The 22,566-nt window shown below is 73.1% G+C and carries 18 protein-coding genes; 5 read left to right on the plus strand and 13 right to left on the minus strand.

Going from position 1 to position 22,566, the window contains the following annotated elements:
• The first annotated feature begins 38 nt into the window (after window positions 1-38).
• Window positions 39-1,037, plus strand: a complete 999-nt coding sequence (locus ACGFZF_RS20405) for an aldo/keto reductase (RefSeq protein WP_393555951.1) — start codon at window positions 39-41, stop codon at window positions 1,035-1,037.
• 46 nt (window positions 1,038-1,083) lie between these two features.
• Here ACGFZF_RS20405 and ACGFZF_RS20410 read toward each other — a convergent pair whose 3' ends face one another.
• Window positions 1,084-1,572, minus strand: a complete 489-nt coding sequence (locus ACGFZF_RS20410; RefSeq protein WP_393555953.1) for a MarR family transcriptional regulator — start codon at window positions 1,570-1,572, stop codon at window positions 1,084-1,086.
• A 95-nt stretch (window positions 1,573-1,667) separates the two neighbouring features.
• Between ACGFZF_RS20410 and ACGFZF_RS20415 the strand changes: the two genes are divergently transcribed.
• From ACGFZF_RS20415 to ACGFZF_RS20425, 3 genes are all read left to right on the plus strand, one after another.
• Window positions 1,668-2,051, plus strand: coding sequence for a hypothetical protein (locus ACGFZF_RS20415; protein WP_393555955.1), 384 nt, complete (start codon window positions 1,668-1,670; stop codon window positions 2,049-2,051).
• A 256-nt stretch (window positions 2,052-2,307) separates the two neighbouring features.
• Complete coding sequence (locus tag ACGFZF_RS20420) at window positions 2,308-3,420, plus strand: PQQ-dependent sugar dehydrogenase (RefSeq protein ID WP_393555957.1); 1,113 nt, start codon at window positions 2,308-2,310, stop codon at window positions 3,418-3,420.
• A gap of 22 nt (window positions 3,421-3,442) precedes the next feature.
• On the plus strand, window positions 3,443-3,694 hold the full coding sequence (locus ACGFZF_RS20425; RefSeq protein WP_393555959.1) for a DUF6191 domain-containing protein: 252 nt from the start codon (window positions 3,443-3,445) through the stop codon (window positions 3,692-3,694).
• Between the two features lie 59 nt (window positions 3,695-3,753).
• Here ACGFZF_RS20425 and ACGFZF_RS20430 read toward each other — a convergent pair whose 3' ends face one another.
• The 6 genes from ACGFZF_RS20430 to ACGFZF_RS20455 form a co-directional block, all read right to left on the minus strand.
• Window positions 3,754-6,810, minus strand: a complete 3,057-nt coding sequence (locus tag ACGFZF_RS20430) for an AAA family ATPase (protein ID WP_393555961.1) — start codon at window positions 6,808-6,810, stop codon at window positions 3,754-3,756.
• Between the two features lie 5 nt (window positions 6,811-6,815).
• The gene (locus tag ACGFZF_RS20435) at window positions 6,816-7,001 is read right to left on the minus strand and encodes a hypothetical protein (RefSeq protein ID WP_393555963.1); all 186 of its coding nucleotides are present in this window, start codon (window positions 6,999-7,001) and stop codon (window positions 6,816-6,818) included.
• Between the two features lie 386 nt (window positions 7,002-7,387).
• Complete coding sequence (locus ACGFZF_RS20440; RefSeq protein ID WP_393555964.1) at window positions 7,388-7,957, minus strand: hypothetical protein; 570 nt, start codon at window positions 7,955-7,957, stop codon at window positions 7,388-7,390.
• A gap of 111 nt (window positions 7,958-8,068) precedes the next feature.
• Window positions 8,069-8,623, minus strand: coding sequence for a GNAT family N-acetyltransferase (locus ACGFZF_RS20445; protein ID WP_393555966.1), 555 nt, complete (start codon window positions 8,621-8,623; stop codon window positions 8,069-8,071).
• A complete protein-coding gene (locus ACGFZF_RS20450) occupies window positions 8,601-10,928 on the minus strand; it encodes an MMPL family transporter (protein WP_393555968.1) in 2,328 nt (775 codons plus the stop codon). Before ACGFZF_RS20450 ends, ACGFZF_RS20445 begins: the two co-directional genes overlap by 23 nt.
• 280 nt (window positions 10,929-11,208) lie before the next feature.
• Complete coding sequence (locus ACGFZF_RS20455; RefSeq protein WP_393555970.1) at window positions 11,209-13,308, minus strand: phosphocholine-specific phospholipase C; 2,100 nt, start codon at window positions 13,306-13,308, stop codon at window positions 11,209-11,211.
• Between the two features lie 189 nt (window positions 13,309-13,497).
• Here ACGFZF_RS20455 and ACGFZF_RS20460 point away from each other — a divergent pair, with 189 nt between their 5' ends.
• On the plus strand, window positions 13,498-13,968 hold the full coding sequence (locus ACGFZF_RS20460) for a DUF4265 domain-containing protein (protein ID WP_393555972.1): 471 nt from the start codon (window positions 13,498-13,500) through the stop codon (window positions 13,966-13,968).
• Between the two features lie 305 nt (window positions 13,969-14,273).
• Here the strand turns inward: ACGFZF_RS20460 and gatB are convergent, their stop codons facing one another.
• The 6 genes from gatB to ligA form a co-directional block, all read right to left on the minus strand.
• Window positions 14,274-15,785: an Asp-tRNA(Asn)/Glu-tRNA(Gln) amidotransferase subunit GatB gene (gene gatB / locus ACGFZF_RS20465; RefSeq protein WP_393555974.1), complete on the minus strand. Its 1,512-nt coding sequence runs from the start codon at window positions 15,783-15,785 to the stop codon at window positions 14,274-14,276.
• A gap of 16 nt (window positions 15,786-15,801) precedes the next feature.
• Window positions 15,802-16,035 (minus strand): hypothetical protein, encoded by a 234-nt coding sequence (locus ACGFZF_RS20470; protein WP_147980020.1) that lies wholly within the window; start codon window positions 16,033-16,035, stop codon window positions 15,802-15,804.
• Window positions 16,036-16,040: 5 nt separating this feature from the next.
• Window positions 16,041-17,540: an Asp-tRNA(Asn)/Glu-tRNA(Gln) amidotransferase subunit GatA gene (gatA, locus tag ACGFZF_RS20475; protein ID WP_393555976.1), complete on the minus strand. Its 1,500-nt coding sequence runs from the start codon at window positions 17,538-17,540 to the stop codon at window positions 16,041-16,043.
• 5 nt (window positions 17,541-17,545) lie between these two features.
• Complete coding sequence (gatC, locus tag ACGFZF_RS20480; protein ID WP_015036350.1) at window positions 17,546-17,842, minus strand: Asp-tRNA(Asn)/Glu-tRNA(Gln) amidotransferase subunit GatC; 297 nt, start codon at window positions 17,840-17,842, stop codon at window positions 17,546-17,548.
• Window positions 17,843-18,006: 164 nt separating this feature from the next.
• Window positions 18,007-20,121 (minus strand): putative bifunctional diguanylate cyclase/phosphodiesterase, encoded by a 2,115-nt coding sequence (locus ACGFZF_RS20485; RefSeq protein ID WP_393555978.1) that lies wholly within the window; start codon window positions 20,119-20,121, stop codon window positions 18,007-18,009.
• 237 nt (window positions 20,122-20,358) lie between these two features.
• Window positions 20,359-22,539 carry an NAD-dependent DNA ligase LigA gene (ligA, locus tag ACGFZF_RS20490; protein WP_393555980.1) on the minus strand — a complete coding sequence of 727 codons (2,181 nt, stop codon included), beginning with the start codon at window positions 22,537-22,539 and terminating at the stop codon, window positions 20,359-20,361.
• Between the last annotated feature and the right edge of the window lie 27 nt (window positions 22,540-22,566).

The raw sequence follows: 22,566 nt of genomic DNA on the forward strand, positions 1-22,566 counted from the left end.
GTTACTTTGGGGGGCGTCACAGGGAGGGGTAGCAGCGGGTGGAGCGCAGGACTATCGGGGCGGCGGCGCTCGACGTGGGCGCGGTCGGCCTGGGCTGCATGCCGATGAGCTGGGCCTACGACACCTCGCAGCAGCGGGGCGACCGCTCGCTGCGGACGGTCCACGCGGCGCTGGACGCGGGCGTGACCCTGCTCGACACCGCGGACATGTACGGGCCGTTCACCAACGAACTCCTGGTGGGGCGGGCCCTGAAGGAGCGTCGGGCGGAGGCGTTCGTGTCGACGAAGTGCGGCCTGCTCGTCGGCGACCAGCATGTCGTCGCCAACGGCCGCCCCTCGTACGTGCGTCGGGCCTGCGACGCCTCGCTGCGGCGCCTCCAGACGGATGTCATCGACCTCTACCAGCTGCACCGGGCCGATCCGGAGGTGCCCGTCGAGGACACCTGGGGGGCGATGGCCGATCTGGTCTCGGCGGGCAAGGTGCGCGCGCTCGGGCTGTGCGCGGTGGGGGCGCGGGCGTCCCGGCGCGGCGGCTCCGACCGGTACGAGGGAACGATCCGCCAACTCGAGCGGATCCAGCAGGTGTTCCCGGTGAGCGCGGTGGAGGCGGAACTGTCGGTCTGGTCGCCCGAGGCGCTGCGGCGGCTGCTGCCGTGGTGCGAGGCGCGCGGTGTCGGGTTCCTGGCCGCCATGCCGCTGGGCAACGGCTTCCTCACGGGCACGCTGACGCCGGGCGGCGGCTTCGAGCCGGACGACCCGCGGGCCCGGCATCCGCGTTTCACGGCGGAGATGATGGCCGCGAACCAGCCCGTGGTGGCCGGGCTGCGGCGGGTGGCCGCGAGACACGGCGAGGAGGTCACGCCGGCGCAGGTGGCGCTGGCGTGGACGCTGCGGCAGGGCCCGCACGTGGTGCCGATCCCCGGGGCGAAGCGGGAGGCCTGGGCGGTGGAGAACGCGCGGGCGGCGGAGCTGCGTCTGGTGGCGGCGGACCTGACGGAGATCGCCGGTCTGCCGGCCCCGCGGGGGTCCTGGGACTGAGGCGTGTGGCGAGAGTCCCGCCCCGGCCGGAGGCCATGGGCTCGGCTCAGCCCCGTTCCTCTCCGCCGACCGCGGCCTCATAGGCGAGCAAGGTGTCGACGAACAGTCGCCGCTGATCCGGCGTCAAGGGGGCCAGCGCCTTGCGCCACGCAGCCGCGCCCGGAGCGAGCCAGGCGGTGATCGCGGGTTGCTGCTCGTCCGCGATGCCGATGATCCGACGACGCCGGTCCGCCTCGTCCTCGCGCCGTTCCAGGATTCCCTTCCGGCTCAGGTCGCCCACCAGCAGGCTCACCGTCGTCGGCGCGACCTGCAGCCGGGCCGCCAGCTCGTTCACGGTCATCGGCCCGTCGAAGAGCAGGTAGGCGAGCAGCGAGAGGTGACGCGGCGCCAGCGCCAGGGACTGCAGCACCTCGGGCACGGGGATCCTCTTGGCCCGGCCCACCATCCGGGGCATGAGCAGCAGCAGGGCCCTCACGGTGTCGTCGACTCCTTTGTCGCCGCTCTCCGCGGCGTCACGCCTCTCGGGCCTTGACATCGCACACCCCTCCCTGTTTACCTTTGCCTTCAAAGGTATTTTGCTTTCAAAGCGAGCTTCCATCGTACGTACCGGCGTGAACGGAGTGGCCACCCATGCCGCATTTCAACGTGCACATCCGCGAAGAAGCCCTCGACGGGACGGTAGAACCGAAGCTGATCAGCGCCCTGACCGACGCCGTCGGTGCCGTCTACGGCGACGGGTTCCGCCGCCTCGTCGGGGTGGACCTGATGGGCATCCCCCGGCACCGCCGGGGCATCGGCGGCGAACCGGCCGACGACGACGCGCCTCTCGTCACCCTCAGCATGCGCGAGGCCGCGTATCACCTGCCCCAGGTCCCGGACGCACCCGCCCGCCTCGTCGCCGCCACCACCGACGCCCTCGTCGACGTGCTCGGCGAGGCCGTCCGCAAGCAGGTCATCGTGACGATCGTCGGCGTCCCCGACGGCCGCACCGGAGTCGCCGGCACGGTGGCCTGACGCGCGGGCGCAGGCCGGGGTGACCCGCATCCGGCCTGCGCCCGCGCCGACCCCGAAAGCCCGACCGGCGAAAGCCCCGGCCGGAAGCGCACGGCAACCCGGTGAACCGACCGGTCACGGCCCCGGGTCCTGCCGGGGCCCACCATCGCCGCCCCCCGATCCGCCCTGGTCCGGCCGGACCCCCTCCTCCCGGGGAACCCGATCGCCGTCAGCGGTGTTTCCAAGGTGGGGATCGCCGTGAGAAGGGATCGGGACCATGCGCCGAGCTGGTGTGGGAGCCGTGGCGGCAGCCGTCACGTGGGTGCTCGTGGCCGGATGCTCCTCGGAAGGGGCCGCGGGGCCCGGGCCGGAGCGCGGGTCGCCCGCGCCGTCCGGCTCGTCCGCGCCGCCGGGCACCCCGGAACGGGGGCGGGTGAAGGTGGCGAGCACGCTCACCACGGATCTCGACTCGCCGTGGGGTCTGGCCGCGCTTCCCGACGGCGACCTGCTGGTCTCCTCGCGCGACGAGCGGACGATCACCCGTGTCGACACCGCGACCGGACGGAGGACTCCGCTCGGCGAGGTGCCCGGGGTGGTGCCGGAGGGTGAGGGCGGGCTGCTCGGCCTGGCCTCGCGGGACGGCTGGGTGTACGCCTACTTCACGGCGGAGCGCGACAACCGCATCGTGCGGATGCGCCTCGGCGACCGGCTGGGCCCGCCCGAGGTGATCCTCTCCGGCATCCCGAAGGGGTTCGTGCACAACGGCGGCCGGATCGCCTTCGGCCCGGACGGGATGCTGTACGCCGGGACGGGCGAGACGGGGCGGACGGGCCTCGCGCAGGACCGGACGTCGCTGGGCGGGAAGATCCTGCGGATGACCCCGGAGGGCGAGCCGGCACCGGGCAACCCCTTCCCCGGTTCGCCGGTCTACTCGTACGGACACCGCAACGTGCAGGGCCTGACGTGGGACGAGGACGAGCGGCTCTGGGCGTCCGAGTTCGGCCAGAACACCTGGGACGAGCTCAATCTGATCGAGCCGGGGAAGAACTACGGCTGGCCGAGGGTGGAGGGCCGGGCCGGGGTGTCCGGCTTCGTGGACCCGGTGGCCCAGTGGAAGACGGAGGACGCCTCCCCGAGCGGGATCGCGTACGCCCGGGGCGCGGTCTGGATGGCCGGGCTGCGGGGCGAGCGCCTGTGGCGGATCCCGGTCCCGGCGGCGGGGGCGGAACAGTCGGGGGACCCCGAGGCGTTCCTCCAGGGTGAGTACGGGCGCCTGCGCACGGTCCTGGCGGCGGAGGGCGGCGGGCTCTGGCTGACGACCAGCGAGACCGACACCCGGGGCACGCCCGGGGCCGGCGACGACAGGATCCTCCGGCTGGAGGTCGAGTGAGGCGGCGGACACGATGTTCAACATGGCGGAAGAGTTCTTCGCACCGAGCCGCAAGCACACCGACGACGAGCGCCGGCGGCTGGCGCTGACCAGGGAGGACCTGGGCGACGGGGACCCTTCGCGGGGCCCGATAGACCTGACCTCGGGCCAGGTGACGATACGCGTCCCGGCCCCGGGTGACGCCCCGGCCGAGGACGCGCCGGCGGACCCCGCCCCGGACGACGGGGGCGGGCCGGGCGAACGCGCACCGGGCGAGGTCCCGCGCACCGAGTGACCGGACCTGCCGGGCCGTACCGGGCCGGGCCTCGGGAGGCGACCGGGTGCCGGTCCGTCCTACGGCTCCAGGAGGCGGAGGCGGTGGGCCAGTGCCGCCGCCTCCCCGCGGCCGGAGACGCCGAGCTTGGCGAGGATGTTCGAGACGTGGACGCTCGCCGTCTTCGGTGCGATGAAGAGCTCCTCGGCGATCTGCCGGTTGGTGCGGCCCGCGGCCACCAGGCGCAGGACGCCGTGCTCCCGCGGGGTCAGACCGAAGGTGTCCTCGTCGGCCTCGGGAGCGGCCGGGCCGGTGTCCGGGACGGTCAGGGAGAGGCGGCCGCGGGCGGCGAGCAGTTCCACGTCCTCGCGCAGCGGGCGGGCCCCCAACGTGACAGCGGTGGCGTGCGACTCCCGCAGCAGCGCCGCGGCCTCCTCGCGGCGGCCGCCCTCGGCCAGCAGGGCGTCGGCGAGCCGGTGCCGGGCGACGGCGAGCTGGTAGGGGCGCTCCACCGCCTCGTAGGCGGCGACGGTCTCGGCCCAGCGCTCGGCGGACAGGCGGCCCTCCGCCCGGCCCAGCTCGGCGGAGACGTGCAGGGAGTACGCCTGCCAGACCGGTGCCGCGATGGCCAGCGACCGGACGCAGCGGCGGATCAGGTCGAGCGCCTCGGGGCGGCCCTCGGCCGCGGCGGGCAGGCCGCGGGCGTCCGCCTCGGCGGTGACGGCGGCGAGCACGAGCGGCCAGCCGTAGCGCTGGGTGCCGGGCGGGAAGCCGCGTTCCGCGGCCTCGGCGAACTCGGCGCGGACGTCCGCGATCCGCCCCGCGGTGGCGGCCAGCAGCAGTTGGATCTGGGACATCGGCAGGGTGTACTGCGGCATCGGGTCCTGGGTGCCGTAGCTCTGGCGGGCGACGGCCAGTTGGGCCGCGGCCGTGGCCGACTCCCCGCGGGCGACGGCGAGCTGGGCCAGGCGCAGGGCGGCGGAGCCCCGCGGCCGGGCGCTCTGGCCCGCGTGCTCCAGCCACTCGCCCGCGCGCTGGGCCTCGTCCCACAGCCCCAGGGAGAACTGCGACTCCGCCTGGTTGGCGCGGATCCAGCCCTGGCTGTCGAGCAGGCCGCGGGAGCGGGCCATCGTCAGCCCGGCCTCGGCGACCTCCAGGGCCTCCCGGGAGCGGCCGAGTGCCTCCAGGTGGGAGGCGAGGTTGACATGGGCGCGGGCCGACTCGTGGAGCAGGCCGAGCGCCGCGGTCCGGTCGCGCACCTCGTACATCGCGGCGAGCCCGCCCTCCGGGTCGCCGGCGGAGACCATGAGCGAGCCGAGGGTGAGCCGGGCGCCGAGCTCGATCGGCTCGGCCTTGACCAGCCGGGCGTACTCGACGGCCCGCTCGGCGGAGGCGAGGCTCTCGGGCCCGGGCTGGTGGACCATTCCCCAGCCGGCGGCCACGGTGAGGACCGCGGCGTGCACGGCGGACGGGGGCAGTCCCTTGACGAGTTCCTGGGCGGTGGCGATCTCGGCCCAGCCGTCGGAGCGGCCGAGGCCGGACATGATGCGGGAGCGCTCGGTCCAGAACCACGCCTCGCGGAGCGGGTCACGGTCGCCGCCCTCCTCGCCGCCGAGGAGCCGCATGGCCATCTTGACGATCTTCAGGGCGCGTTCGCGCTCACCGCAGAGCCGGGCGGCCACGGCGGCCTCGGCCAGCAGGTCGAGGTAGCGCAGCGGGGTGGTCTCGGGGTCGCAGCCGCAGGGCGGGTAGGCCTCGGCGTAGTCCATCGGGCGCAGCGAGCTGCGCACGTCGTCGGGGACGTCGTCCCACAGTTCCATGGCCCGTTCCAGCAGCCGGAGTTGTTCGGCGTACGCGCAGCGCTTGCGGGTCGCGACGGAGGCGCGGAGCACGGCCGGCAGGGCCCGGGCGGCGTCGTGCGCCTTGTACCAGTAGGAAGCGAGCCGGGTCGCCCGTTCGTCGGCGCGGACGAGCGCGGGATCGGCCTCCAGGGCTTCCGCGTAGCGCCGGTTGAGGCGGGAGCGTTCGCCGGGGAGCAGGTCGTCGCTGACGGCCTCGCGGACCAGCGAGTGACGGAAGCGGTAGCCCTCGCCGTCCGGGACGGCGAGCAGGAGGTTGGCGCCGACGGCCGCGCGCAGCGCCTCGATGAGGTCGTCCTCGGCGAGTCGGCTGACGGTGGCGAGCAGGGCGTACTCGACGGTGGAGCCGCCCTCCGCGACGATCCGGGCGACCCGCTGGGCGTCGTCGGGCAGCGCCTCGACCCGGACCAGCAGCAGGTCGCGCAGCGAGTCGCTGAGGGCCGGGGAGACGCAGCCGGCCTCGCGGGAGACGACGAGTTCCTCGACGAAGAAGGCGTTGCCGTCGGAGCGGTCGAAGATCTGGTCGACCAGGGCGGCATCGGGTTCGGCGGCGAGGATGCCGGTGAGCTGGCGGCGCACCTCGGTGCGGGTGAACCGGGAGAGTTCGATGCGGCGGATGCTCCGCAGCCGGTCCAGTTCGGCGAGGAGGGGGCGCAGGGGGTGGCGGCGGTGGATGTCGTCGGCCCGGTAGCTGGCGACGACGACGATGCGGCCGCGGCGCAGCGTGCGGAAGAGGTAGGCGAGCAGGTGCCGGGTGGAGGCGTCGGCCCAGTGCAGGTCCTCCAGGACGAGGACGATCGTCCGGTCGGCGGCGAGCCGCTCCAGGAGCCGCACGGTCAGCTCGAAGAGGCGTGCGGTGGAGTCCTCGTTGTAGGGCTCGTGGCCGCCGATGTCGCCGAGTTCGGGCAGCAGCCGGGCGAGTTCGCCCTCCTGCCCGTCGGCGGCCGCCGCGAGTTCGCCGGGCAGGCGCCGGCTCAGCGAGCGCAGGGCCGCGGAGAAGGGGGCGAAGGGCAGTCCGTCCGCGCCGATCTCGACGCAGCCGCCGAGGGCGACGAAGGCGTCGCGGGCGCAGGCCGCGTCCACGAACTCCTCGATGAGGCGCGTCTTCCCGACGCCCGCCTCGCCGCCGATCAGCAACGCCTGCGGCTCGCCCGCGTGGGCGCGGGCGAGCGCGTCGGTGAGTGTTGTCAGTTCGTCCGCTCTGCCGACGAACACCGGGCTGACTGACCTGGTCTCCACGCCGGTGAGCATCGCACAGGTGTCGGCCGTGTCACCCATAAGGGTCAGGCGGCCCGGACGAAGCGGCCCCGCTCGGCGCCCACCCGCCCCTCGTCCTCGTGACCGCCACTGCGGCGCCCGAAGCGGCGGGCTCCCCTGGCGGCCCGGGCGGCCTCGTGGGACAGCCGCAGGGCGGCCGCCTCACGGAGCAGCTCGGCGTGGTGCATGCGGTGGATCTCGTACGCGAACATCTCGTTCTCCCCGGGGTGTCGGCATCGCTCCCTGCGATGCCTCCACTCTCGTCTCCCAGGGGGTGCGGCCACATCGGGCGACTGCCGCATGTTCGGGGTACGGGGGGCCTTAGGCGGGTCCGGGAGGGTACCTAGGGAGGCCCCTCATGGGGGGACAGGCCCTAGGGCCTGTCTTCAAAGTCCCTCCCCCTGGGCTTCGCCCGGGAGGTGCCCCCAGCTCGCGGCGCCCGGTACCGCGCTCCCCCGTGGCCCTTCGGGCACGGGAGGGGCCCCCACGCTGCGTTGTCGAAGCGTCCGAGTACGTCCAGTACGCGGACGCTCCTCCGCCTTGCGATGCACGGCACCGGACACCGCGAGCCCGACCGGCGCTACTTTGAAGACAGGCCCTAGCCCGCGGTCGGCAGACTCAGGAACAGGTCGAAGTACATGCCGGCCGACAGGAACAGCCCGATGCCGCCGAGCACGGCTCCGGCCACGGCCACGGCCCGCACCCACGCCGGCCGCTCGGGGCGGGTGAGGACGACCACGGCGGTGATCAGGGCGAGCACGGCGAAGACGCCGTTGACGAGGGCGGTGGTGTGCCAGGCGTCGCCGTAGATCTCGGAGATCTGCTGGGCCGGGGTGCCGCCCTGCGCCTTGATCTGGCCGATGAGGGTCTCGCGCTCGCTGGCGACCTTGCCCATCCAGGTGCCGGTCAGGGCGGCGAGGCCCAGGGCGGCGGAGACGACGGCCGCGGCGCCCGCGCCCACGCCGGCGGCGGGGGTGGGCCCGGCGTCGTCGTCCGCCTCGTCGGCTTCATCGGCGTACGTCTCGTCGTGGTCGGCGGCCGGCTCGCGGTCCGGGCCGCCGGCGTGCTCGCGGTCCCGCTCGTCGACCCCCTCGAGGGCCTCCGCGCTCGCGTCCGTCTGCGCGGACTCGTCGGTCACCACGGTCTCGTCGGTCTTCGAAGCGTTCATGCGGCGCACGCTAGGCGGCCCGGATGAGAGGAGTCTTAACCGGACGGGCGCGGGCCCGGGAGAGCCGGCGGGCGGCCGCCGGGGCGGGTGCACCGGGGGACGTCCGGCCGGTCAGGCCTTGCGGGCCCTCCACTCCGGTGCGAGGACCGACCAGACCTCCATGTCGTGCCGCTTCCCGCGGTAGAGGTAGCTCTCGCGCAGCACGCCGTCCCGGGTCATCCCCAGCCGGCGGGCGACGGCGATGCTCGCCTCGTTCTCCGAGGCCGCCAGCCACTCGACGCGGTGGATCCCGCGCTCCTCGACCGCCCAGTCGATGATCACGCGGGCGGCCCGGGTGACCAGGCCGCGGCCGGCGGCGGAAGGCTCCAGCCAGCAGCCCGCCTCGGCGGTGCCGCCGGCCAGGTCCATGGTCCGGAAGAGCACCCCGCCGACGAGCCGGCCGTCGGCCCAGATGCCGTAGAGGCGGCCCGTGTCGTTCGCGGCCTTGTCGGCGTACGTCCGCAGGTAGGCGCGGGCGGAGTCCAGGTCGGCGACGAAGTCCGGCAGGGCGATGTAGCGGCCGACGAACTCCCGGCCGCGGTCCATGTGGGCGAGGAGTTCGGGGGCCTGCCAGGGCTCCAGCGGACGCAGCTCGGCGCCGTCGTCACCCAGTGATATCGCGAACATCCTCGTTCTCCTCCGCGGTCGGGACCGTCACGCGTTGCGAGGGGATCTTCGCACGCGGGCCGGCCGCACCGGCCGCGTCCCGGGGTCCCGCGACGAGGCCGGCGGGCACGTCCAGCTCCCGGACGTCCGCCTCGCGCGCGTCCGCGGCCGCGCGGCACTCCGGCGGCTCGATGCTGATCCGGGGCATCCGGCGGTCGAGCCAGCGCGGCAGCCACCAGTTCGCGCCGCCGAGCATGTGCATGAGCGCGGGCACGAGAAGGGTGCGCAGGACGAAGGCGTCCAGGGCTACGGCCGCCGCGAGGCCGATGCCGAACATCGCGATGACGCGGTCGCCGCTGAGGACGAACGCAAGGAAGACGGAGATCATGATGACCGCGGCGGAGTTGATCACCCGGCTGGTCTCGGCGAGGCCGACGCGGACCGCCCGCCGGTTGTCACCCGTCTCCAGCCACTCCTCGTACATCCGGCTGACCAGGAAGACCTGGTAGTCCATGGAGAGCCCGAAGAGCACGGACACCATGATCACCGGCAGGAACGGTTCGATCGGGCCCGCGCTGCCGAGGCCGAGGAGGTCGCTGCCCCAGCCCCACTGGAAGATCGCGACGACCACGCCGAACGCGGAGGCGACGGCCGCGACGTTCATCAGCGCGGCCTTCAGCGGGATGCCGACCGACCGGAAGGCGAGCAGGAGGAGCAGGCAGCCGAGCGCGATCACGACGCCCACGAAGAGCGGCAGCTTGCCGACGATGATCTCGGCGAAGTCGTCGTACGACGCGGTGACGCCGCCCACGTGCACGTCCAGCGACGTGCCGTTCTCGGCCGCCGGCAGGACGTCCTGGCGCAGCCGGTCGACGAGGTCGCTGGTGGCCTTCGACTGGGGGGAGGAGTCCGGTACGACGGTCAGGACCGCGGTGTCGCCGGCGCTGTTGTAGGTGATCGGCGAGACGGACTCGACGCCGCGGGTGTGCGCCAGCTTCGCCGGCAGGTCACCGAGGGCGACCCGGTCGTCGGCGCCGTCGATCCCGGCGACGAGGGTGAGGGGTCCGTTGACCCCGGGGCCGAACCCGTCGGCGAGCAGGTCGTACGCCTTGCGGGTGGTGGCCGTTCCGGGGTTGTTGCCCTGGTCGGAGGTGCCGAGGTGGAGCGAGAAGGTCGGCAGCGCCAGGATCAGCATGACGACGGCGGCGACGGCGCCGAGCAGCTTGGGGTGCCGCTCGACGAAGGCGGACCAGCGGGCCGCGAAGCCGGTGGGGAGCTCGGGCTGGGGGCCGTGCTCGGCCAGCTGCCGGCGTTCGCGCCTGCTGAGCGCCCGCATGCCGATGAAGGAGAGCAGCGCCGGGAGCAGGGTGACGGAGGCGGCGACCGTGAGGACGACGGTGAGCGAGGCGGCGATGGCGACGCCGTTGAGGAAGCCGAGCCGCAGGATCAGCATGCCGAGCAGCGCGATGCAGACGGTGGCTCCGGCGAAGACGACCGCGCGGCCCGTGGTGGCGACCGCGATCCGGGCGGCCTCCGCCACGGGGAGGCCGCGTTTGAGGCCCTTGCGGTGTCTGGTGACGATGAAGAGCGCGTAGTCGATGCCGACGCCGAGGCCGATGAGCATGCCCAGCATGGGGGCGAAGTCGGCGACCGTCATCACGTGACCGAGCAGGACGATGCCGGAGTACGCGGTGCCGACGCTGACCAGGGCCGTGGCGATGGGCAGCACGGAGGCGGCCAGCGAGCCGAAGGCGAGGAAGAGGACGACGGCCGCGACGACGACGCCGACGGCCTCGGCGACATGGCCGCCGGGGGCCTCGGTGAGGGCGACGGCGGAGCCGCCGAGCTCGACCTGGACGCCGTCTCCGGCGGCCTGCCGGGCGGTGTCGACGAGGGCCTGGGCCTGGGTCTCCGGGATGTCGTCGGCCTGGGCGCGGAAGGCGACCGTGGCGTAGGCGGTCCGGCCGTCCTCGCTGATCTGCGCCTGGGCGCCGGGGCTCTGGCCGTAGGGGGAGGTGACCGTGGCGATGCCGGGCAGCTCGGCGACCTCGTCGAGCATGCCGGTCATCCGCTGTTCGACGGCGGTGGCGCGGACGCTGCCCTTGTCCGTGTGCCAGACGATGGTGTCGCTGTCGCCGCCCGCGCCCGGGAATCCCGCGTCGAGGAGGGCGGTGGCGCGACCGGACTCGGTCCCGGGGACCTCGTAGTCGTTGGAGTACGCGCTGCCCGCGAGCGACGCCCCGGCGACGGTGCCGCCGAGGGCGACGAGCCAGAGCAGGACGGCGACGAGGCGGTGCTTGATGCACCACCGTGCGATAGCGGCCAAAGGACGTGCTCCCTGGGTGGTTCGTGGATCTTTGACCGGGAACAGCCCGCAAAGAACACATGGACCTACGTCAGGCCACTGTCGCAGCCTTACGTGATCCTTTGCCCCTTTCGTGTCGTTACTCACAGTGGCGCGGCGGAGGCCCGGATTTCGGCCCGGCACCCCTCGGACCTCGGTGTACTCGACCCGGAGCTCGGTCTGCCCGGGCCCGGCTCCCCCGCCCTGCGGCCCGGCCCCCCGGTCCGGCCCCCCCCCGCCCGGGCCTCCGCACGCCGCCGGGTCAGCCGGACACGCTCGGGCGGCCGTTCTCGACGTGGCCCATCAGGCGCCTGCGGAATCCGCCGGGAGCCGTCACCTCCACGTCGTACCAGCCGTGCGCGTCGGCGGCCGAGTGGACGACCGTGCGGCTCCGGCCGGGCTTGACGGTGAGCGTGCGGGTCCAGTCGCCGAGGTCGGCCTCGTCGACGTAGCCGAGCGGCCGGACGGTGAAGGTGAGGGCGGTGGCTCCGGTGTTGCGGACGGTGAGGTGCAGGTCACGGTCGTGGTGGTCGATGTGCGAGCCGAGCTCGGCGCCGCCCGCGGCCGGGCCCTCGAACTCGCGGCGGAAGCCGTTGGGGCCGGTGACCGTGAAGCGGTAGTGGTCACGCGTGAGCGGGACCGTCCACTGCCCCGTGCCCCGCACGTCCCGGTGCTGGGGAACGGAGAACTCGCCCGCGTACGGGTACAGGGCGAAGTGGGCGCTCGCCTTCCCCTTGTTGTCGAGCACGACGGTGACCGAGCCGTTCCCGACCCGCGCGGAGGCGTCCGGCTGGTACGGCAGCGGGCGCGCGGGGCGGCGGCCCGGCTCCTGGACCGGCATCCGCTGGACCTGCGGGGGCCGGGGCCGCCAGCGGCCGGTGAAGGGCGGTACGGCGCCGGGCGGCTCGATCTCCGGCCGGCGATGGGCGCGCCGGAAGTCGAAGGCGGAGGTCAGGTCGCCGGTGACGGCTCGCCGCCAGGGGGTGATGTTGGGTTCCCGGATGCCGGTGAGCCGCTCCAGGAAGCGGATCACGGAGGTGTGGTCGAAGGTCTCGGAGCAGACGTAGCCGCCGACCGACCAGGGGGAGACGACGAGCAGCGGGACGCGGATGCCCAGGCCGGTCGGCCGGCCCTGCCAGCGTTCGGCGTCACCGGCGGGGTCGTCGGCCGCCGGGACGGGCGGCGGCACGTGGTCGAAGAAGCCGTCGTTCTCGTCGTAGTTGATCAGCACGACGGTGTGCCGCCAGACGTCGGGGTGCGCGCCGAGGGCGTCGAGCACCTTGTAGACGAGGGTGGCCGACGCGATCGGCGAGGAGGAGCCGGGGTGCTCGGAGTCGATCGCGGACGGGACGAGGTAGGAGACCTCGGGCAGGGTGCCGGCGGCGACGTCGGCGCGGAAGGCGTCCGCGAGGCCGCCGGTCTCCACGCGGCGCAGTCCGCGCTCGAAGAGCGAGCGCTCCGCGTCGGTGAGCGTGGCGACGCCCTCCTCGAGGGCGGCGAGCAGCCGGGCCCGCTCGGCGGGGTCGTCCGTGTCTCGGACGGCGGCGTAGAAGGACTCCATGAAGGTGTGCCCGCCGGTGGCGGCGAGCGCCTTGCGGGCGATCTTCTTGAAGGTGGTGAAGAACTCGATGTTGTTGTCGGTGAAGTTCTCCCACTCGGTGTACGTCCTCCAGGTCCGCCCCGCCGCTTCGAGCCGCTCCGCGTAGGTGGGCCAGGGGTAGCCGGGGTGGGTGCCCTCGGCGTAGGCGGCGTTCGTGACGGCCCGGCCGCCGTCGGCCTCGTGGCCCGTCCAGCCGGACCAAAGGTGGTTCCGGTTCGGGCTGGTCGAGGTGTGGATGGAGGAGTGGTAGGCGTCGCAGACGGTGAAGGTGTCGGCGAGCTCGTAGTGCAGCGGGATGTCGCGGCGGTCGTAGTACGCCATGGTGGCCGCGGTCTTGGCCGGGACCCAGCCGTCCATCCAGCCCTCGCGCCAGGCCTTCGCGCCGCCGCTCCAGGAGTGGTCGAGGTCGCCGATGTACTGGAGGTCCTTCTGCTGCGCCGCGGCGGCGTCCCGGACCGGGAAGGGGAGCACCGTCCCGCCGAGCGGGGCGGGCTGCTCGAACACCGTCTTCCCGGTGGGCAGTTCGACGGCGTTGCGGTCGCCGAATCCGCGCACGCCGCGCAGGGTGCCGAAGTAGTGGTCGAAGGAACGGTTCTCCTGCATCAGGATCACCACGTGCCGGACCGCCGAGAGACCCCCGGACGGCGGACCCGCGGCCATCGCCGCCTGCAGGGACGGCGGAAGCAGCGAACCGGCCGCGGCGGCGCCGAGGGCGCCTCCGCCCAGGGCGAGCAGCCTTCTGCGGGACATCTCGGGTGCCAAGACCGACCTCCAGTCGACGGCCAATGGTTCGCCTTCGAGCCATTGGGGGTTCCGCGAGGGACGGTAGTGAGAGCGGGTGACCGAGAGAAGGCCGCGTGACGACCCGGTGGTGAACGTCCAAGAGGACAGCCGCTCCGTCCAAGCGATTTCCGGCCAAGCGGATCGGGGGGCGTACGGGATCCTGAGGGCATGACCGACGGACGCATCAAGATCTGGTTCCGCTTCGTGCCGCGGGAGGGATGGCTGCCCCAGGACACCGAGGGGCTGTGGGCGACCCCGGTGGGCCCCGACACGGCCCGTGTGGACAACGTGCCGTTCCTGCAGGACGGGGTGGCCCAGGACGACGTCGTCCGCTTCACCACGGACGCGGACGGCACCCGTTGGGCGGCCGAACGCGTGACGGCCTCCGGGAACTGCACCCTGCGGCTGCTTCCGGTCGCCGACGGCCCGCTCGGCCGCAGTGCGCAGGCGGTGCACGACCGCCTCTCCCCCTTCGGTCTGGGCGGAGAGGCGTTCAGCGGGGAGTTCCCCCTCGTCGCCCTCAACGTCCCGGCGGACGCGCCGTTCACCGAGATCAAGGAACTGCTCGTCCAGGGCACCCGGAAAGGCTGGTGGCACTGGGAGATGGGGTGCGCGACGGAGCGCTGGCAGGCGGCCTGACCCCGACCCTCCGGCGTGCCGGCCGCACCGAGACGACCGCACCGAGACCGCCACCGGCACACCGGCACACCGGCACACCGGCACACCGGCACCGGCACCCAGGGGGCCGAGGACCGGTGCCGCGCCGTCGGATGCCGCGCCGTCGGATGCCGCGCCGTCGGATGCCGATCCGTCGGATGCCGCGCCGTCGGATGCCGATCCGTCGGATGCCGATCCGCGGGCGGGACAGCGCGGGACACGAAAAGGCGGCCCGCACCGGAGAGTCCGGTGCGGGCCGCCCTCGTACGGTCCGGCGGTCGAGGGGCTCAGCCCTCGGTGACGCCCAGGCGCTCCAGGATGAGCTCCTTCACGCGCGCCGCGTCCGCCTGGCCGCGGGTCGCCTTCATGACCGCGCCGACCAGCGCGCCGACCGCCGCGACCTTGCCGCCGCGGATCTTGTCGGCGATGCCCGCGTTGCCCGCGATGGCCTCGTCGACGGCCGTGCCGAGCGCGCCCTCGTCGGAGACGACCTTCAGGCCGCGCTTCTCGACGACCTCGTCCGGGCCGCCCTCGCCCGCGAGGACGCCTTCGATGACCTGACGGGCCAGCTTGTCGGTGAGGTCGCCGGAGGCCACCAGTTCGGTCACCCGGGCGACCTGCGCCGGGGTGATCGACAGCTCGTCCAGGGCCTTGCCCGACTCGTTGGCAGAACGGGCCAGTTCGCCCATCCACCACTTGCGGGCCTGGTCCGCGGGGGCACCCGCGTCCGTGGTCGCGACGATCAGGTCGACCGCGCCGGCGTTGAGGATCGACTGCATGTCGTGCTCGGAGACGCCCCACTCCTCGCGCAGCCGGTTGCGGCGGACGCGCGGCAGCTCGGGCAGCTCGGCACGCAGCTCCTCGACCCAGGCACGGGCCGGGGCGACGGGGACGAGGTCGGGCTCCGGGAAGTACCGGTAGTCCTCGGCGTTGTCCTTGATCCGGCCGGACGTCGTGCTGCCGTCGTCCTCGTGGAAGTGCCGGGTCTCCTGCACGATGGTGCCGCCGGAGGTCAGCACGGCCGCGTGGCGCTGGATCTCGAAGCGCGCCGCCCGCTCCACGGAACGGAGCGAGTTGACGTTCTTCGTCTCCGAGCGGGTGCCGAAGGTCTTGGTGCCGTTGGGGCGCAGCGACAGGTTCACGTCGCAGCGCATCTGGCCCTTGTCCATCCGCGCCTCGGAGACGCCCAGCGCGCGGATCAGCTCGCGCAGCTCGGCGACGTAGGCCTTGGCGACCTCGGGGGCACGCTCACCCGCGCCCTCGATCGGCTTGGTGACGATCTCGATGAGCGGGATGCCGGCCCGGTTGTAGTCGAGCAGCGAGTGCGAGGCGCCGTGGATACGGCCGGTCGCGCCGCCGATGTGCGTCGACTTGCCGGTGTCCTCCTCCATGTGGGCGCGCTCGATCTCCACGCGGAAGATCTCGCCGTCCTCCAGCTGGACGTCCAGATAGCCGTTGAAGGCGATCGGCTCGTCGTACTGCGAGGTCTGGAAGTTCTTCGGCATGTCCGGATAGAAGTAGTTCTTCCGGGCGAAGCGGCACCACTCGGCGATCTCGCAGTTCAGCGCGAGACCGATCTTGATGGCGGACTCGACGCCGATCGCGTTGACGACCGGGAGCGAGCCGGGCAGGCCGAGACAGGTCGGGCAGGTCTGCGAGTTGGGCTCGGCGCCCAGCTCGGTCGAGCAGCCGCAGAACATCTTCGTCTTCGTGCCCAGTTCGACATGGACCTCCAGGCCCATGACGGGGTCGTACGCAGCGAGGGCCGCGTCGTACGACAGCAGTTCGGTGACGGTCACAGTGAGACTTTCCCTCTCAGCCCAGCAGGACGTCGTCGTCGCCCAGGCGCTTGAGCTCCCGGTACAGGATCGCCAGGCCGGTCGCGATGGCGGCCGCGGACACCGCGGCGTCGAGCAGCCGCAGGACGTCGTTGTCGTTACGGGCCAGCTTGGCCTGCTTGGCGACGCTGACCGCGCCGAAGGCGGTGCTGGCCAGCGAGACGTACAGACCGGTCTTGGACTTCTTGAAGTTCTTGGCCTTCTTTGCCATGGCACTCACAGCGACGGAGCCTCCTCAAGCAGCGGGTGACCCCACTTTTCCACGAAGGCGGCCTCGACGGCCGCGCCGACCTTGTACAGCCGGTCGTCCTTCATGGCGGGGGCGATGATCTGCAGTCCGACCGGGAGGCCGTCCTCCGGCGCGAGGCCGCAGGGCAGCGACATGGCGGCGTTGCCCGCCAGGTTGGTCGGGATGGTGCACAGGTCCGCGAGGTACATCGCCATCGGGTCGTCGGCGCGCTCGCCGATCGGGAAGGCGGTGGTGGGGGTCGTCGGGGAGACGATCACGTCCACCTCCTCGAAGGCCTTCTCGAACTCGCGGGTGATGAGGGTGCGGACCTTCTGGGCCGAGCCGTAGTACGCGTCGTAGTAGCCGGAGCTCAGGGCGTACGTGCCGAGGATGACGCGGCGCTTGACCTCGTCGCCGAAGCCGGCCTCACGGGTGAGGGCGGTGACGTCCTCGGCGGACCGCGTGCCGTCGTCGCCGACCCGCAGGCCGTAGCGCATGGCGTCGAAGCGGGCCAGGTTCGAGGAGCACTCGGACGGCGCGATCAGGTAGTACGCCGACAGGGCCAGGTCGAAGGTCGGGCAGTCCAGCTCGACGATCTCGGCGCCCAGCTCCTTGAGGAGCGCGACGGACTCGTCGAAGCGCTGCACGACGCCGGCCTGGTAGCCCTCGCCGCGGAACTGCTTGACCACACCGACGCGCATGCCGGCGACGGAGCCGTTGCGCGCGGCCTCGACGACCGGCGGGACCGGGGCGTCGATGGAGGTGGAGTCGAGCGGGTCGTGACCGGCGATGGCCTCGTGCAGGAGCGCCGCGTCCAGGACCGTGCGGGCACAGGGGCCGCCCTGGTCGAGGGAGGACGAGAAGGCCACCATGCCGTAGCGGGAGACCGCGCCGTAGGTCGGCTTGACGCCGACGGTGCCGGTGACGGCGGCGGGCTGGCGGATGGAGCCGCCGGTGTCCGTGCCGATGGCGAGCGGGGCCTCGTACGAGGCGAGGGCCGCGGAGGAACCGCCGCCGGAGCCGCCGGGGATCCGGGTGAGGTCCCAGGGGTTGCCGGTGGGGCCGTAGGCGCTGTTCTCGGTGGAGGACCCCATGGCGAACTCGTCCATGTTGGTCTTGCCGAGGATGACGACGTCGGCGGCCTTGAGGTTCTTCACCAGGGTCGCGTCGTACGGCGGGATCCAGCCTTCGAGGATCTTCGAACCGACGGTCGTGGGGATGCCGGCGGTGGTGAAGATGTCCTTGAGGGCCAGCGGGACGCCGGCCAGCGGGCCGAGCTTCTCGCCCCTGGCCCGCTTCTCGTCGACGGCGCGGGCCTGCGCGAGCGCGCCCTCGCGGTCGACGTGCAGGAAGGCGTGGACCTTCTCGTCGACGGCCTCGATGCGGGCCAGGTGGGCTTCGGTCACCTCGACGGCGGTGAGCTCGCCGGAGGCGATCTTCTGCGCGATCTCGGCGGCCGTGAGCTTGATGATGTGGGTGTCCGTCATGGTGATCAGTCCTCCCCCAGGATCTGCGGCACCTTGAAACGCTGCTGCTCCTGGGCCGGGGCGCCGGAGAGCGCCTGCTCGGGGGTGAGCGACGGACGGACCTCGTCCGCGCGCATGACATTGGTCAGCGGCAGCGGGTGGGAGGTCGGCGGAACGTCTTGGTCGGCGACCTCGGAGACGCGGGCGACCGCGCCGATGATGTCGTCGAGCTGACCGGCGAAGTGATCGAGCTCTTCGCCCTTCAGCTCCAGACGCGCCAGCCGTGCGAGGTGTGCGACCTCCTCGCGCGTGATGCCAGGCATGCAGCGATCCTCAGGGGTGAGTGTGTGTGGTTTGGGCCCAATCCTATGGGGCGTGGCCGTCCGACCGTTAAACGGTCGCCCCGGGCCGCCCCGGGACGGCGGCCCGCCCCGCTCCCGCGCCCCTCACCGCACGCCGGGCCGGGAGCGCGCGTCCCGGCCCCGCGCTACTGCACCACGTGCCCCGAGGGCTGGTCGACCTCCAGTGCCGCCGCCTCCTCGGAGGGCCTGCGCCAGCCGTGTTCGCCGCGGGCGCGCAGCCAGGCGGTGGTCTCGGCAGGCGGCATCGCGGCGGCGACCAGCCAGCCCTGGACTGCGTCGCAGCCCAGGTCCCGCAGCCGCTCCCAGGTCTCGTCGTCCTCGACGCCCTCGGCGACGACGAGCAGGCCCAGGGAGTGCGCCAGGTCCAGGGTGCAGCGCACGATCTCGGCGTCCTCGGTGTCGACGGCCAGCCGGGCCACGAAGGAACGGTCGATCTTCAGTTCGCTCACCGGGAGGCGCCGCAGGTGGACCAGCGAGGAGTAGCCCGTGCCGAAGTCGTCCAGGGACATCTTCACGCCGTGTCCGGTCAGCCCCGCCAGCGTGTCGGCGGCCCGCTGCGGGTCCTCCAGGAGCACGTGCTCGGTTATCTCCAGCTGGAGCGCGCCGGCCGGGACCCCGTGCCGGGCGAGCCGGGCCGCGACCGCGCCCGCGAAGCCGGGCGTGTGGACGTCCCGGGGAGAGACGTTGACCGCGACGGGCACGTACAGGCCCTGCGCGCGCCACCGGGCGACCTGCGCGAGCGCGGTCTCCAGGACGTACTCGGTGAGGTGCGGCATCAGGCCCGACGACTCGGCGATCGCGATGAACTCGTCCGGGGGGACGCGCCCGCGTTCCGGGTGCACCCAGCGGACCAGCGCCTCGAGGCCGGCCACCTGCCCGTCGAAGCGGACCTTGGGCTGGTAGTGCAGTTCGACCTCGCGGGCGTCCAGCGCGCGGCGCAGATCGCCGAGGAGCCCGAGCCGGTCGGGGGTGTTGGAGTCGCGCTTGGACTCGTACACCTCCACACCCGTCCGGTCCCGCTTCGCCTGGTACATGGCCACGTCGGCGCGGCGCAGCAGGCCCTCGGCGTCCAGGGCGTGGTCCGGGAAGACCGCGACGCCCGCGCTGGCCTCCAGGACCAGGGTGAGCCCGTCCAGGTCCAGCGGCGAGGACAGCTCGGCGACCAGGTGGCGGGCGACGCGCTGGGCGCTCGTGGTGGAGTCGGCGATGGGCAGGAGCACGGCGAACTCGTCCCCGCCGAGCCGCGCGGCCTCCGCCCCGCGCGGCAGGGCGAGCTTGAGCCGCTCCGCGATCTGGAGCAGCAGCCGGTCTCCGGCGAGGTGCCCCAGGGTGTCGTTGACCGAGCGGAAGCGGTCGAGGTCGATCAGGACGAGGGCGGCGCGCGCCCCTTCCCCCTCGGCCGCCTCCAGCGCGGTCCAGGTCCGCTCCAGGAGCCACTGCCGGTTGGGCAGCCCGGTGAGCGGGTCGCGCAGCTGCTCCTCGGCCCGGGCGCGGGCGATCCACAGGGTGGAGTCGAGGGCGATGAGGGGGACGGCGAAGAGCGGCAGCAGCACCGGCAGGGAGGCGGCCACGACGCAGATCAGCGGGGCGATGCCGAGCAGGGCGACCGCGACGAGTCCCTGCCGGATCAGGGCCGTCCGGGTGGCGGTGGGCAGCGAGGCGCCCTGGGGCGCGTGGGCGTACCAGAGCAGGAGCCGGGTCACGACGAGGTAGGCGCCCGCGGACAGCACGACCTCGGGGATGTCTCCGATCGTCCAGTCGAGTGGCTGCCAGGGCCGCTCGACGGACGGCGTGTCCCCGAAGGCGGCCAGCACGAGGGCGGCCGCGCCGATGCCCAGGACGTCGGCGGCGCCGTGCAGCAGGCCCTGTCGCCAGCGGTGGCGGCGGGCGGCGCCGACGAGCACGACGACGGTCATCGCGACGAGTCCGGCGGGCACCCAGCCGTACAGCAGGAGGACCGCGAGGGTGAGGGCGGCGCCGGAGCCGGTGCCGCCCCACCAGCGGTCACGGCCGAGGGCGACCAGGTGTCCGACGATGAGTCCGGTGAGGATCGCGAGGCACCAGCCCGCGGTGTCGCCGGGGAACAGGCCGTGACCGGTGCTCAGGGCCTCGTAGAGGCCGACCGCGAGCACGACGGCGGCAAGGGCCACCACCGCTCCGGGCAGCCCTGGGGTGATGCCCGCGAAGACCGCGCGGCCATGCGGCCGTGAGACCGGGGCGGCACTCTCGCTCGGTTTCATTCGTCCCTCTCACAGCCGGCGGTGCCGTTGCAACGCGATGGGCCGTTGTCTTGCCACCACGACCGACGGAGCCCAACGCGGCCGTGCACGACAGACGCACGTCACAACAGTAGGCCGCGGAGGGCTCCGACGGGCAGCGCTCTCCATGTCTTGCCCGAATGAGACCCGGCCACCCCTAACGATCTGGTATGCGCCGAACGGGTGACGATCCGGGGGTGGGACAGGAGGGACGGAGGGCTACCCGGCTGCCGGAACCGCCGCCTCCCGGGCCGCGTCGGGACCCTGCTCCAGCAGGACCGCGAACCCGTCCTCGTCCAGAACCGGAACCTTCAGCTGCATCGCCTTGTCGTACTTGGAACCCGGGTTGTCCCCTACGACGACGAAGTCGGTCTTCTTCGAAACGGAACCGGTCACCTTCGCTCCGCGGCTCTGCAGCGACTCTTTTGCGCCATCCCTGGTGAAGTTCTGCAGGGTGCCGGTCACGACGACCGTCATCCCCTCCAGCGGGCGCGGTCCCTGCTCCTCGTCGGCGCCCTCGTCCTCCAGACGGACGCCCGCCGCCCGCCACTTGCGCACGATCTCGCGGTGCCAGTCCTCCGCGAACCACTGCTTCACCGCGGCCGCGATGATCCCGCCGACCCCGTCGACGGCCGCCAGCTCCTCCTCGGTGGCCTGCTCGATGCGGTCCAGGGAGCGGAACTCGCGGGCGAGGGCCGCGGCCGCGACCGGGCCCACGTGACGGATCGACAGCCCGTTGATGAACCGCGCCAGGGGCCGCTCCTTGGCCGCGGCGATGTTCTCCAGCATCGACAGCGCGTTCTTGCGCGGCTCGCCGTTCTGGTTGGCGAAGACGAGGGCGGTCTTCTCCTCGCCGGTCTTCGGATCGCGCTTGGGCAGTCCGCTGTCCGGGTCCAGGACGTACGCCCGGATGGGCAGGAGCTGCTCGATCGTCAGGTCGAAGAGGTCGCCCTCGTCGACCAACGGCGCGGCGGTGGGCTCCAGCGGCCGGGTGAGCGCGGCGGCGGCGACCGCGCCGAACTTCTCGATGTCCAGGCATTCGCGACCGGCGAGGAACGCGACGCGCTCGCGCAGCTGGGCCGGACAGGTCCGGGCGTTGGGGCAGCGGAGGTCGATGTCGCCCTCCTTCATCGGCTTCAGCGGCGTGCCGCACTCGGGGCACTCGGCCGGCATCACGAACTCCCGCTCGGTGCCGTCCCGCAGGTCGGCGACCGGCCCGAGGATCTCCGGGATGACGTCGCCGGCCTTGCGCAGCACCACGGTGTCGCCGATGAGGACGCCCTTGGCCTTCACCACCTCCTGATTGTGGAGGGTGGCGAACTCGACCTCGGAGCCGGCGACCGTGACCGGCTCCACCTGCGCGTACGGCGTGACCCGGCCGGTGCGGCCGACGCCGACCTTGATGTCGACGAGCCTGGTGTTGACCTCCTCCGGCGCGTACTTCCAGGCGATCGCCCACCGCGGGGCGCGCGCCGTGGAGCCGAGCCGGCCCTGGAGCGGGATCTCGTCCAGCTTGACGACGACCCCGTCGATCTCGTGCTCCACGGAGTGCCGGTTCTCGCCGAAGTACGCGATGAACTCCCGCACTCCGTCCAGCGAGTCGACCACCTTGTTGTGCCGGGCGGTCGGCAGGCCCCACTCGCGCAGCAGCTCGTAGGCGTGGCTGAGGCAGTCGATGTCGAAGCCCTCGCGGGCGCCGATGCCGTGCACCACCATGTGCAGCGGGCGGGTGGCGGTGACCTTGGGGTCCTTCTGGCGCAGCGAACCCGCGGCGGCGTTGCGCGGGTTGGCGAAGGGCTTGTCGCCGGCCTCCACGAGGCGGGCGTTGAGTCCCTCGAAGGCCTCCATCGGGAAGTAGACCTCGCCGCGGATCTCGACGAGTTCGGGGATGCGGTCGCCGCGCAGCCGGTCCGGGATGTCGGCGATGGTGCGGACGTTGGGCGTGATGTCCTCACCGGAGCGGCCGTCGCCGCGGGTCGCCGCCCGGGTCAGCCGCCCGTGCTCGTATGTCAGGTTGACCGCGAGGCCGTCGACCTTCAGCTCGCACAGGAAGTGGTACCCGGAGGTGCCGACCTCGCGCGCGAGCCGCTCGGCCCAGGCGGCGAGTTCGAGGTCGTCGAAGGCGTTGTCGAGCGAGAGCATGCGCTCGCGGTGCTCGACGGAGGTGAACTCCGTCTCGTACGCCCCCGCGACCTTCTGCGTCGGCGAGTCGGGCGTCCGCAGCTCCGGGTACTCCTCCTCCAGGGCCTCCAGGGCGCGCAGGAGTCGGTCGAACTCGCCGTCGCTGATGACCGGCTGGTCCTTCACGTAGTACCGGAAGCGGTGCGCCTCGACCTGCTCGGCCAGGTCGGCGTGCTTCTCCCGTGCCTCGGCGGGCAGGGCCCCCTGTTCGACTGCCACCGTTACTCGTCCTCCCGTTTGCCTCGA

Source organism: Streptomyces sp. NPDC048338, assembly GCF_043201055.1.
Taxonomy (GTDB): domain Bacteria; phylum Actinomycetota; class Actinomycetes; order Streptomycetales; family Streptomycetaceae; genus Streptomyces.